We start from the raw sequence: 12,583 nt of genomic DNA, 5'->3' as shown, positions 1-12,583 counted from the left end.
GGTCACGGCGCGGTGATCGCCGGGTGGCGCAGCTCGCCGATGAGCCCGTCGTCGCACAGGCGGAGGAACGCGGTCACGATCACCGGGTCGAACTGCGTTCCGCTGCAGCGCTCCAGCTCCGCGCGGGCGAGGCCGGGTTCTCGCGCGGGCTGGTGCGGCCTGCCCGCGAGCAGCGCCGCCCACGCGTCGCACACCGCGACGACCCGCGCCTCCACCCGGATCCCGTCGCCGGACAGGCCCGCCGGGTAGCCGGAACCGTCGTAGCGCTCGTGGTGCTGGCGCACGATGCTCGCGACTTCGAGCATGCCGGGAATGACGCGCAGCAGGTGGAACCCGTGCTCGGGATGGGTGCGCACGAGCCGCAGTTCGTCGTCGGCCAGCGGGCCCGGTTTGACCCAGATCCGCCGCGGCACGAACAGTTTCCCGATGTCGCGGAGCCTGCCGGCCAGCTGGGCGCGCCGCGCGGTGTCCTCGTCGAGCCCGAGTTCGGCGCACACGAGCCCGGCCCACCTGCTCACCGCGCCGCTGTGGCCCGCCGCCGCGGTCCAGTCGTCCACGTCGTCGGCGACGGTGCGCAGATACGCCAGCGATGCGTCGCGATCGGAGGCGCCGTCCGCGGCGCCGTGCTCCACCAGTGAGGCCGCGTCGAGCACGTCGGCGGCGGCGACCACGCGGTCGCGGCCGGTCTGCTTCGCGGTGTAGAGCGCGCGATCGGCGATGGTGACCAGTTCCAGCGGGGTCGCGCCGTGCAGCGGGAACACCGCGGCACCGACCGAAACCGTGACCGGCACCGACACCTCGTCGCTGATCCGGACCGGCGCGCTGCGCGTCGTCTCCCGCAGCCGTTCCGCGACCGTGTGCAGTTCCTCCGGCCCGATCCCCGGTGCCAGCAGGGCGAATTCCTCGCCGCCGTAGCGGGCGAGGACGTCGCCGTTCCTGGTCACCTCGCGAAGCCTGGCGACGACCTCCACCAGCACGCGGTCGCCCGCGGGGTGGCCGTACCGGTCGTTGATCGCCTTGAACCGGTCGACATCGACGATCAGCACGGTCAGCCGGCTCCCGCTCCGGCGCGCGCGGGCCAGTTCGAGCGGCAGCTGGGTTTCGAAGAACCGGCGGGTGTACAGCCCGGTCAGCCCGTCGGTGATGGCGAGCTGGCGGTGCTGGATCACCAGCCCGCCGAGCCTGGTGATGATGAGCACGAACAGCACCGCGCACGCCACCGCGACGACCGGGACGTCGCGCAGTTCGCCGCGCCCGTACTGCACCAGCAGGATCAGCGGCGCCACCAGTGCCGCGGTGAGCAGTGCGATGATCCGGCCCGCGCCGAGCCGGTGATCGCTCGCCGGGGCCCGTTCGCTGACCTGCTTCGCGGTCGGGTGCAGCGCGGCGGCGCCGAGGGCGAGGTTGCCGGAAAGCCAGATGGCGTCGAGGAAGTTGCCGACCTGGTAGGTGCCGGCGAGCTGCTGGAAGACGTAGATGCTGTCGGCGGCGAAGAACGCGACCAGGTTGGCGCTGAGGAAGAAGAACGACACCGGGCGGCGTCCCCCGCCGAGGATCAGCAACAGGGATACCGACAGCATCGCGAGATCGAGGATCGGATACCCGATCGACGCCAGCTTGGCGACGCCCGGCGTGTCCGCGCGGGCGTTCGGGCCGATCAGGTACAGCCACGAAAGCGTCCCCGCGACGACCACGAGCATCGCGGCGTCCAGCACGCCCTGCACGTCGCCACCGGGGTTGCGCAGCCGGATCAGCACGATCAGCCCGACCACGATGAACGGATAGTGCGAGAGGTACAGGACGTCGGCGAGACCGGGGAACGTGGTGTCGCCCAGCACGAAGTGCGAGACGTAGAAGACGGTGTCGGCGGCGGCGTAGACCAGCTGGCTCACCCCGATGAACAGCCACGGCGCGCGGGGTGCGGTGCGCCCGCGCGCGGTGCTCACCAGTACCGCGACCGCGGAGGACGCGCTGACCAGGCAGTACAGCGTCACCGAGATGGCCGAGTTGAGCCCGAGCGAGACGACGACGTAGTACAGGGCGGTGACGAGCACCCCGGTGATCAGGTAGGCGGACCAAGCCGCCGTCCGCGCCCTGCCCCCCGTGACGGTCATCCGCCAACGGTAGCAACTCGAACACGGGGCGCGCATGCGAATCGGCGGGTGTCTGGCGCGCGGCGAGCCCCGACGCCGGGGAGCGGCGCGCTGACCTGGTTCTCCGGCCAGGGCGGGCGGCATTGGGAAAGCACGTTCGAATGGTACGCGAAATGCTCGGCAAGAATTGTTCGGCCGGTGCGGAGGAATTGTTTTTCCGTGTTGCGGTTCTTCGCGGCCGGTCGGCGCCGCAGGGAGAGTTGTCACCGGAGTGCGGATCGACGGCGTTTTCTTGTCATTCCAAAGAGGACTCCGCGGCGGAAAGCGGTGCGTGTTAAAGTGCCGCGGTGACCGCATATTCGGCGGGTCCGTTCGGTTCACGGCTGCTCGGCCCCGCGGGGCAGGACCGGCGCACCCTGCGAATCCGGATCCAGCTGATCCTCACCAGCGCGCTCATCATCGCGAACCTGATCGGCGCCGGGGTGGTCGCCGCGCTGTCCGTGCTCGTCGTGCCGAGCGCCAGGCCGGACGGCCACACCCTCGGCGTGCTGTCGATCGCGACGCCGATCTACCTCGTTTTGGCAATCGTGGTCGGTGCGTTCTGGGGAACCAGGGACGCCTTTCGCGCGCTGCGCTGGGTCACCGAGGAACGGACCCCGGACGCGGACGAGCGCAGGGCCGCGCTGCGGGTCCCGCTGCGGCTGACCGTGGTCCAGCTGACGCTGTGGGGCCTGGCGACCGTGCTGTTCACCGTGCTGGCGGGGCTGCTCCAGCCGTCCCTCGTCTACGCGATGGGGTTCACGGTCGGCTTCGCCGGTGTGGTGGTGTGCGCGAACGCCTACCTGCTCAGCGAGTTCGCCCTCCGCCCGATCGCCGCGCAGGCGCTCTCCGGTGCCCCGCCGCAGGCGAGCGGGAACGGGGTCCAGCTGCGGATGCTGCTGTTCTGGTGCCTCGGCACCGGCGTCCCGGCGGCGGGCCTGGTGATGGTGGCGGTGTTCGCGCTCATCCGCGAGGACGTCTCCGCCGCCAAACTGGCCACCACCGTGGTCGTGCTCGGCTTCGTGGTGATCGTCTTCGGCATGCTGCTCACGGTGTTCACCGCCCGCGCGGTGGTGGCGCCGATCCGGTCGGTCCGGATCGCGCTGAGCAAGATCCGCCACGGCGATCTCGACGTGGAGATCCAGGTCTACGACGGGACGGAGCTGGGGCTGCTGCAGGCGGGGGTCAACCAGATGGCGGCGGGCCTGCGGGAGCGCGAGCACATCAGGGACCTGTTCGGCAAGCACGTCGGCGAGGACGTCGCGGCGGCCGCGCTGGGCACGGTCACCGAGCTCGGCGGCGAGGTCCGCGAGGTGTCCGTGCTCTTCGTCGACGTCGTCGGATCGACCACGATCGCCGCGACCCGCCCGCCGACCGAGGTCGTCGAGCTGCTCAACCGGTTCTTCGCGGTGGTCGTCGACGAGGTCGACCGGTACGACGGGCTGGTCAACAAGTTCGTCGGCGACGCGGTGCTGGCGATCTTCGGTGCCCCGGTCGAACTGCCGTCGCACGCCGACGCGGCACTCGCGGCCGCGCGGGCGATCGCCGAGCGGCTGCGCGCGGAGGTGCCCGACTGCGAGGCGGGGATCGGCGTCGCCACCGGGCCCGCGGTCGCGGGGTACGTCGGGGACCGCCGCCGCTTCGAGTACACCGTGATCGGCGACCCGGTGAACGAGGCGGCGCGGCTCACCGAGCTGGCGAAGAGCGTGCCGGGTGGCCTCGTCGCGTCCTGGCGGGCCATCGAGTCCACATCGGACGGTGAAGGGGAGCGGTGGCGGTCTGCCGATCAGGTCACGCTGCGCGGGCGGCTCGAGGAAACCACGGTCGCCGTACCGCGCTAGACGGATGGATTCGTTCCACCGTCCACATCGCCGCGACCAACGAGCGGCTCTGACCGGCTTTGACGCGGACCCTGGCCACCGCTCCGCGGCCACACGACGCCCTGTCCGTTCGATGCTGGAGACTGGCACTGGCCGGGTACGGTCCAGCGGCGAAGGAGGTTTACACCGTGGCGATGGGCAAGACCGGTTCAAGGTTGACCGTGGCCGCATCGGTGACCGGCGCGGCCGTGCTCGCGGCCGGTGGGTGGGCCGCGCGGAACCTGAAGGCCTACGACGTGGCGAGGGCGCGAACCAGAGCCGCGGGCTTCGTCGAGGAGCAGGTGAGGATCGACGGCTCCACGATCAACTACGCCCGCGGGCCGATCGGGAACGCGCCGCCGCTGTTGCTGATCCACGGACAGGGTGTCGACTGGCAGAACTACGCGCCGGTGCTGCCGGCACTCGCCGAGCATTTCTCGGTCTTCGCCGTCGATGTGTACGGTCACGGCGGTTCGGACCGAGTGCCGGAGAAGTACTCCGCGACGGCGATCGGAGCCGATCTCGCTCGTTTCGTCGAAGATGTGGCCGGAACACCAGCCGTGGTGTCCGGGCACTCGTCGGGTGGCCAGCTGGCGGCCTGGCTCGCGGGCAACCGGCCCGATCTGGTCCGGGCGGCCGTGCTGGAGGACCCGCCGCTGTTCACCACCCTGTTGCCGCGCGCCGAGAAGACCTGGAACTGGGTCGATCTAGCCACCACCTGCCACACCTTCTTGCAGTCCGGCGAGACGGACTGGGTCGCGCACAGTTTCGTCCGGCAGAAGCTCTGGGACTTTTTCGGTGACGGCGCGGATCGGATCGTCCGGGCCGGTCTGAAACGGCACGCCAAGCATCCGGGCCGACCGATCAGGCTGTTCTTCATGCCGCCGGGCTGGAACGACATGCAGCGCGCCATGCTGAACTACGATCCCCGCTTCGGCGACGCCTTCTACACCGGGCGCTGGGATCACGGGTTCGATCACGAGGGGACGCTGCGCGGGATCGAAGCACCCACGACCCTTGTCCACGCGAACTGGAAGTACGGAACCGGCGGGGTCCTGCAGGGGGCCATCGACGACGATGACGCCGCGCGGATCGCGTCGCTGATCAAGGACGTCGAACTGGTCGAGGTCGACAGCGGTCACGACGTCCACGGCGAACACCCCGATCGGTTCGTGGAGCTGGTGCGCTCGATCGACGACCGGAGCCGGTGACCCCGCCGGGACGTGCCATGACGTCTTGCCGAAGCGGCTTCTCGCGGAACGAATCCAGGAGACTGCTCGGAAGCGTGTTCGATGTGTGCCCTAGCGTCGACGCTCCTTGCGCGTCTTGCGGACGACCTTGACCGAGCCCCAGAACGCCAGCCCGCTGACCACGACCACCGGCGCGCCGGGCGGGGCCGCTTGGCGCCGGGAGCGCCTCGCGGTGCGGAAACCGCCCATCAGGCCGGTGCCGCCGACCTCGACCGTGAGGTCCTCCGGCGCGATGATCTCGATCCCGCCCATGATCGCGAACGCGGAGATCCGCGTGCGAGCCGAGATGAGCCTGGCGTACCGCAGGTCGATCGTGGCCCCGCCCCAGAACGCCACCGCGCGGTGCCGCGGCGGCAGCGTCCACTCGCCTCGTCTGTCCACTCCGGACAGCACAGCGAAAGACCGCTTCGGTCCCTGTGCGGGTTCCGCGGCGGCGACGGGCCTGGTCTGGAGATCGGCCACCACGGCTTCGGTTTCGACGAGTGTTTTCGCCGCGTAGAGGTGGGCGAGCCGGTCTTCGAGCTCGTCCAGGGTCAGCTGGCCGGTGCCGGAGGCGTGGTAGAGCGCCTGGGCAACGCGTTCGCGGTCGGCGTCGGAGGCGCGGAGCCGCAGGGGGTCTTCGGTCATGTCGCCCATCGTGGAAGCCACCCGTGGCGGGTGCGCGGAACCGGAACGGATCAATTCATAGCAGCCCCGGCGCACCGTCCACAATTGTCGGTTCTTTCTCCTTTCGGCAGCGATAGTTGTCATCGTGCGGCGAAACGCGCCGGTCAGGGCCCGGCGACCGGAAGGCGACCGGGCGAACCGGCGCGGGCGGTTTCCGCGGCACGGCGGGCCGGGTGCGCGCGGCCCGCCGTTCGAACGGGGCCCTGCGAGTGATTGGTCTGGACCTTCTCCGTGACCGGCGAGAACAATCGGACGAATGCGCGATACCACCGTGTCACCGGGAACGTCCTGCCACGCCGACCGCACCGGCGAGCCGCCGATGCACCGGCTGGAGGTCCCGCTGCCGAACGCACTCCCGTTCGCCGCGGGCACGTTCGACACCATCGGCCCGATGGCGAGGGCGTCCTTCCCGCACCGCCACACCTTCCACGAGATCGCCCATGTCACCGCGGGGACCGGCACGCACGTCGTCGATCTGGCGCGCTGGGAGCTGCGCCCGCCGCACCTGTACGTGCTCACCCCCGGCCAAGTGCACCACTGGGAGAACGCGCGCGGGCTGACCGGGACCGTCGTCCTGTTCACCGACGACTTCCTCCTCGACCATCCCGCGGACCGCGACCTCCTCCGGCGGCTGAGCGAGCGCCCGTGGCTGACCCCGGACGCCGCCGACGACGCCGTGCTGCTCCGCCTCGTCACCGAGCTGGAGGACGAATACCGGCGCGCGGACGAAGGGGCCGAGTCGGTCCTGCGCGCACTGCTGCACATACTCGTGGTCCGCATCGCCCGGCTTTCCGCGCTGGCGGTGGAGACGTCCTCGGTGCGGTCGGCGGGGGTGGTCGAGGAGTTCACCCGGCTGACCGCCGATCCCGCGCTGTGCTCGGTCGGCGAGTACGCGGCGCGCATCGGCGTCACCCCCGGCTACCTCACCAAGGTCGTCAAGGCGGAAACCGGCCGCACCCCGTCGCAGCTGGCCCGCGCGGCGCGCATGCTCGAAGCGAAGCGGCTGCTGGCCACGACGGCGCTGACCGTGCGGCAGGTCGCGGCAAGGGTCGGCTTCGCCGATCCCGCCTACTTCTGCCGGTTCTTCCGGCGGGAAACCGGGGTGAGCCCCGGCGACTTCAGACGTGTCGGCGATCTGCTCCACCACCCCCGTGAAAAACACCACGACCAGCGGATCGAGTCCATCGTCAGCGCCGCACCGCGGCCGTAGCTTCACGGGTAATCCCCGACGCCCCACAAGGAGCAGACATGGATGAGTTCCCGGATGGCGACCACGAAACCACCACGGAAGGGCCCGGCGGCAGGGAGATCAGCCGCAAGACCGCGTTGAAGGCCGCGCTGGCCGCCGGTGTCACGGTGCCGCTGGCCATGATCGCCGTACCGGCGCTGGCCCGCACGAACGTGACCACCGGTGCGGTACCCGAGTTGACGCCGCCGTGCGACGACGGCGACGAGCCGACCCCGCCCCAGATGGAGGGCCCCTACTTCAAGCCGAGTTCGCCCGAGCGGACCAACCTGGTCACCCCTGGCATGCCGGGGACGAAGCTGAGCGTGACCGGGTACGTGTTCGGGCTGGCGTGCCGCCCGCTGAGCCGGGTGCTGCTGGACTTCTGGCAGGCCGACGACAACGGCGCCTACGACATGGCCGGCTACACCCTCCGCGGGCACCAGTACACCAACGCGCAGGGCGCCTTCACACTGTCCACGATCGTGCCCGGCCTCTACCCCGGCCGGACCCGGCACATCCACGTGAAGGTGCAGGCACCGGGACGGTCGATCCTGACCACGCAGCTGTACTTCCCCGGCGAGCCGCGCAACAACACCGACTCGTTGTTCGACCCGCGCCTGCTGATGAACGTCCGCGACGGCCAGGGCGGCAGGGAGGCGGCGTTCGACTTCGTCCTCAACGTGCCGCAGACCGGCACGCCGACGACCTCGCCCACCACACCGCCGACGACGCCGACCACGCCGCCCGGCGGGGACAGCTGGATCGCGGGCACCTCGTACACGGCGGGCGCGCGCGTCACCTACGGCGGCCGCGCGTTCGTGTGCCTGCAGGGCCATTTGGCCCAGGCGGGCTGGGAACCGCCGTCGGTTCCCGCGCTGTGGCGGGCCGAATGAACGGACGCCGCACTCGGTGATCCATCCGCCGCCACGAGGCGTTTTCCGGTGCGAGACCGGCCGGAAGCCTCGTGGCGGCGCCACCGGCCCCCGCGGAATGGCGCGACTCGCCCGGCGCAATTCGCGGTATGGGGCCGGTCTTCGCCGTGTTGTTCGATAGGGTAAGAGCTTCCTCCCCAAAGAGTAGAAGGCTTTTACCCATGGCTCAAAAAATCAGCGTCCAGATGCTCGACGACATCGACGGCTCCGAAGCGACCCAGACGGTTCCCTTCGCCCTCGACGGCGTTTCCTACGAGATCGATCTGTCCGACGACAACGCGGCGAGGCTTCGTGACGAACTGGCGGTCTACGTCGGCGCGGGTCAACGCGTCGGCGGGCGGAAGATCCGCCTCGCCACCGGGCAGAGCGCTGCCGAGGGCAGTTCCACCACGACCACGGCCGACCGCGAGCGGAACCGTCAGATCCGGGTCTGGGCTCAGGAGAACGGCTACGAGGTCGCCGAGCGCGGCCGCCTCTCCGGTGAAATCGTCTCGGCCTACGAGGCGGCTCAGCAGGCGCCGGTGGAAAAGGCGGCCGAGAAGCCTGCCCGCAAGCGCGCCCCGAGGCGCAAGAAGGCGGCCAGCGTCGCCTGATTGGCGTTGCCAGGGGGTGGGCGGCCGGTCGGCCGCCCACCCCTGGCGTTTTCGGCACTGATTTCCCGGAAACGGACGCAATCCGTGCCCGGTTCGTGTCAGAAGGTGATGCTGAATCCTTCAACCGAACCGGTGTCGAACCGGTAGACGTCGCGCACCCGCAGTTTCCAGGTGCCGTTCGCGCTTTCCGCCGACGCGTTCACCTGGTAGGTCCGGTGCACGCCGTCGGCCGAACCGACGCCACCCGCGTCCTGGAGCCGGAACGCCTTTCCGCTCGGGCCGATCAGATCGATCGCGAGATCGGCGGAGTAGCTGTGTCCGATGTCGACCTTGACCGGCAGCGCGGCCGAGGCCTTGCCGTCGCAGCCGTCCTGGGTGAGCGAGCTGGTCACTTCGTCACCGGCGTCCGGGATCGCGACCGGAACGGTGCCGGTCTTGGTCCCGCACTTCGGCCCCGGTCCGCCGCTGCCGATGAACGCGGTGTTCAGCAGTTTGTTCGGCGATCCGCTGCCCGGGTTCTTCACGACGCCGTCGGTGGCGTTCTGCACGAGCGCGTCCCGCACCTGCTGCGGTGTCGCCGACGGATTGGCCGCGAGGTAGAGCGCCGCCGCGCCGACGACGTGCGGGGTCGCCATCGAGGTCCCGCTCATGTTCGCCGTACCGCCGCTGCTCGGGCTGAGCGACGTGACGTTGACACCGGGGCCGAAGATGTCCGTGCAGGACCCGTAGTTCGAAAACGACGCCCGGTTGTCGCTCTGGTCGGACGCGTTCACGGTGATCGCTTCGGGCACCCGCGCGGGGCTCGTGTTGCACGCGTCGCTCGACGCGTTGCCCGCGGCGACGCCGTAGACGACACCGGAGGCGATGGACTTCTTGAGCGCGTCGTCGCCGACACCGGGCGAGTCCATGGTGAGGCTCATGTTCGCCACCGCGGGCTTGTGCGCGTTCGCGGTCACCCAGTCGACGGCGTCGATGATCCCGGAATCGGGCCCGGTGTTGTCGCAGCCGAGCACCTTGAGACCGACGATCTTGACCTTCTTCGCCACGCCGTAGGTCTTGCTGCCGATCGTGCCGGAGGTGTGGCTGCCGTGGCCGTGGCAGTCCTTGCCGTCCCCGCCGAAGAAGTCCTTCCCGAGGCTCGCCCGTCCTTCGTATTCGGGGTTGCCGGGGTTGATCCCGCTGTCGATGTCGTAGGCCGTGACACCCTCGCCGCCGTTGGCGTAGGTGTACTTCTTGTCCAGCGGCAGGTTCTTCTGGTCGATCCGGTCGAGCCCCCAGGTGGGATTGCTCTGGGTGTCGGCGCCCCTAGCGGTGCCGTCCTGGTACACGGTTTCGACCGCGGGATCGGCGGCGAGCCTGCGGGCCTGCCGTTCGGTCATCTTCTTCACCGAGAACCCGTGGATCGTGGCCGTGTAGGTCGAGCGCACCTCACCGCCGTAGCGCTGGGTCAACGAGGCCGAGGCGGCCTGGACACCCGCGACGCCGTCCTTGAGCTTCACGATGTACTGGTCGCCGTAGTGCTGCTTCGCCTGCACCACGACACCTTCGGGCTCGGCGGCCACGGACGTCCCCGCGCCGAGCGCGAGCAGCGGGCCAAGCACGCCGAGTGCCAGCAGGGTCTTTCCGGTCCTGTGCATCAGAATCCTCGTTCTTCTCAGCCGATGGTGAGGGTGTAGGTGGTGGTGCCGGTCTTGCCGGTGGAGTCGGTGGCGGTGATGGTGATCGGGTAGGTGCCCGTTTGGAAGGGGGCGATGATCTGCATGGTGGAGCTACCGCCGGAGGAAATGGTCTGGGGGTTGAAGAACGGCGGGATGGGCAGGCCGGAGCCGGAGGCCGACAGCTTGATCGAGCCGGTTCCGGTGGCGGAGACGGTGGCGTTGGTGAACATGCCGGGCCTGCCTGAGCCGCTGCCGGGGGTGACGGTGACCTTGACGTCGCCGGTGGGCGGTGTGCCCTTGCCGACGGTGAGGGTGAGCTTGGTGGTGGCGGTGTCGGTGATGCCCTTGCCGGAAATCGTTACGGTGTAGTCCTTTTCGGGGGTGTTGGCGGCGGTTTCGATGGTGAGTTTGGCGGTGTCGCCGGAGTTGATGGTGGCGGGCTGGAAGGTGGCCTTGGCGCCGTCGGGAAGGCCGGAGGCGGTGAGTTCGACCTTTTCGGCGCCGTTCTTGCCCGCCTTGCTGGTGACGCTCGTCGAGACGTACTTACCGGGATCGACCTTCACCGAACCGGGACTGGCGCCGAGCGTGAACTTGTCGCTCGACGGCGATTCACCGATCTGCTTGGCGACCCAGTCGCCCATGTCGTTGTTCAGTCTGCTGTAGACGCTGTACCACCTGAAGTCGCTGCGGCTCCACGAGGTCAGCCCGATCACCTTTCCGTCCACGATGAACGGGCCGCCGCTGTCACCCGGCAGCACGGTCTTGCGGCCGTCGGGATATCCGGCGCAGATCATCGTCTTCGGGTCGACGCCGTTCTCCACGCCGGTGCACCGGCTCGCGTCGACGATCGGCAGCGTCAGCTTGTGCAGCGTGACGTCCTGCTGGGTGTCGTTGTAATCCTTCTTCCCGTAGCCGAGGCTGAACCCGTCCCTGCCCGGTTTCTCCAGCCCGGCGTCCGCCGAGGTGGCGATCTTGGCGTAACCGCCGGCGGGCACCGGGATATCGGCGTCAGTGGTGATGATCGCGACGTCGTAGCCGTTCCACGGCTGCGTGAAGTTCGGGTGGGTCTGGTAGTCGACGACGTTCAGCTGGGTGCCGCCAGCGCCCTTGAGATCGTCGAGTCCGTAGAGGACGGTCTTCTTGCCCTCGAGTTCCTTGCAGTGCGCGGCGACCACGACCTTGCGCGGTGCCACCACGGATCCGGTGCAGCTCTGGCCCTTCGGCCGCGGCCCGCCTTCGCGCAGCGCGGCGATGACGAACGGGTAGTCCTTCACCGAGGCCGGTTCACCGCCGATGTCCGCGGTGTGCATTTCGCTGGGAAGGCGCGCTTCGTCCGTCGGCGCGATGCCGGTGCCCGTCGTGGCCGCGCCCGCGGTGGGCACGACCCCGGAAAAGGCGGTCGCGGCCAATGCCAGCAACCCGAGTCTGCGTAGTTTCTTCTGCACGGTTTGGTCCTTTCCGAATCACCGGAGGAGGAGCGGGGGATGGAGGCGGTACCGCGCATTCCATCTTCAGTCCGGCACAACCGTGGCGACAACCCGTACCTGGCCCGTAATTAATGCCGCCGACGCTGCCACGGTGAGGTGTTCCGGGGAAATGACTAGGCATCCCTAATGAATGGAACCACTATTGCGAACGAAAAGGAGCCGACCACAATGGTCGGAATGGGTGGGAGTGGGGTGCCGCTGTTCTGCGGCGTGGCGTGGGTGCCCGCGCGGCGGATGACCGTCGTCGACGTCGAGGGGGTCGTCGTGCTGGACGGCGCGCTGGACCACGGTCTCGCGGAGCTGCCCGGCCTGTTGGCGCAGGTCGGCGACACCGAGGCGCTGCGGGTACCGGTGGCGGTGAGCCGCGGCCCGTCCCCGCTCGGGCAGCTGGTGTCCGCGAGCGGACGGCCCGTGTTCGAGGTGGCGGCCCGCGGTCCCGACCGCGACGACCCGGTCGCACTGGCGAGGAAGCTGGCGGCGGGCAGGATCCGCCGGGTGGTTTCGGAAACCGCGCTGCCGCCCTCGGTGGTGCTCAAGGCGTGGGCGCACCAATGCGCGGTGTGGGAGAGCACCGCGACCGCGGCACGGCTCCAGGACCTGCTCGGCGAGCACTACGCGGACCTGGTGGACGTCTTCGGCGACATCCCGCTGAGCCCCGGCGCGGCCGTGGCCCACCGCCAGGTGGTCGACCAGCTCGTCGAGGTCGACCGGGTGTGCGAACTCGCCGACCGGCTCGGTGAACTGGCCGCCGAGGCGTATTCGGGCTTGCTCGGCTGAA

The 12,583-nt window shown here is 69.7% G+C and carries 10 protein-coding genes; 6 read left to right on the top strand and 4 right to left on the bottom strand.

What is annotated here, in order from left to right:
• Positions 1–2: 2 nt before the first annotated feature.
• The gene (locus HUW46_RS10280) at positions 3–2,114 is read right to left on the bottom strand and encodes a diguanylate cyclase (RefSeq protein WP_215547039.1); all 2,112 of its coding nucleotides are present in this window, start codon (positions 2,112–2,114) and stop codon (positions 3–5) included.
• Positions 2,115–2,440: 326 nt separating this feature from the next.
• Between HUW46_RS10280 and HUW46_RS10275 the strand changes: the two genes are divergently transcribed.
• Both HUW46_RS10275 and HUW46_RS10270 read left to right on the top strand, forming a co-directional pair.
• A complete protein-coding gene (locus HUW46_RS10275) occupies positions 2,441–3,973 on the top strand; it encodes an adenylate/guanylate cyclase domain-containing protein (protein WP_215547038.1) in 1,533 nt (510 codons plus the stop codon).
• Between the two features lie 200 nt (positions 3,974–4,173).
• Positions 4,174–5,202 carry an alpha/beta fold hydrolase gene (locus tag HUW46_RS10270; protein WP_215547037.1) on the top strand — a complete coding sequence of 343 codons (1,029 nt, stop codon included), beginning with the start codon at positions 4,174–4,176 and terminating at the stop codon, positions 5,200–5,202.
• A gap of 90 nt (positions 5,203–5,292) precedes the next feature.
• Here HUW46_RS10270 and HUW46_RS10265 read toward each other — a convergent pair whose 3' ends face one another.
• Positions 5,293–5,868 carry a DUF1707 SHOCT-like domain-containing protein gene (locus HUW46_RS10265; RefSeq protein ID WP_215547036.1) on the bottom strand — a complete coding sequence of 192 codons (576 nt, stop codon included), beginning with the start codon at positions 5,866–5,868 and terminating at the stop codon, positions 5,293–5,295.
• A 295-nt stretch (positions 5,869–6,163) separates the two neighbouring features.
• Between HUW46_RS10265 and HUW46_RS10260 the strand changes: the two genes are divergently transcribed.
• From HUW46_RS10260 to HUW46_RS10250, 3 genes are all read left to right on the top strand, one after another.
• On the top strand, positions 6,164–7,117 hold the full coding sequence (locus HUW46_RS10260) for an AraC family transcriptional regulator (protein WP_254126030.1): 954 nt from the start codon (positions 6,164–6,166) through the stop codon (positions 7,115–7,117).
• Positions 7,118–7,155: 38 nt separating this feature from the next.
• Positions 7,156–8,028, top strand: a complete 873-nt coding sequence (locus HUW46_RS10255) for a dioxygenase family protein (RefSeq protein WP_215547035.1) — start codon at positions 7,156–7,158, stop codon at positions 8,026–8,028.
• A gap of 200 nt (positions 8,029–8,228) precedes the next feature.
• Positions 8,229–8,660, top strand: coding sequence for a histone-like nucleoid-structuring protein Lsr2 (locus HUW46_RS10250; protein ID WP_215547034.1), 432 nt, complete (start codon positions 8,229–8,231; stop codon positions 8,658–8,660).
• A gap of 98 nt (positions 8,661–8,758) precedes the next feature.
• On the opposite strand, the gene HUW46_RS10245 is transcribed toward HUW46_RS10250, so the two are convergent.
• Together HUW46_RS10245 and HUW46_RS10240 are read right to left on the bottom strand one after the other, a co-directional pair.
• Positions 8,759–10,297 carry a S8 family peptidase gene (locus tag HUW46_RS10245; protein WP_215547033.1) on the bottom strand — a complete coding sequence of 513 codons (1,539 nt, stop codon included), beginning with the start codon at positions 10,295–10,297 and terminating at the stop codon, positions 8,759–8,761.
• A gap of 17 nt (positions 10,298–10,314) precedes the next feature.
• Positions 10,315–11,763 (bottom strand): trypsin-like serine protease, encoded by a 1,449-nt coding sequence (locus HUW46_RS10240; protein WP_254126028.1) that lies wholly within the window; start codon positions 11,761–11,763, stop codon positions 10,315–10,317.
• A 219-nt stretch (positions 11,764–11,982) separates the two neighbouring features.
• Here HUW46_RS10240 and HUW46_RS10235 point away from each other — a divergent pair, with 219 nt between their 5' ends.
• Positions 11,983–12,582, top strand: coding sequence for a hypothetical protein (locus tag HUW46_RS10235; protein WP_215547032.1), 600 nt, complete (start codon positions 11,983–11,985; stop codon positions 12,580–12,582).
• Position 12,583: the final 1 nt, after the last annotated feature.

Source organism: Amycolatopsis sp. CA-230715 (assembly GCF_018736145.1).
In the GTDB taxonomy this organism is placed as follows: Bacteria; Actinomycetota; Actinomycetes; order Mycobacteriales; family Pseudonocardiaceae; genus Amycolatopsis.
Note: the sequence above shows the minus strand (reverse complement) of the source record. Positions and strands in the feature narration are given on the sequence as shown.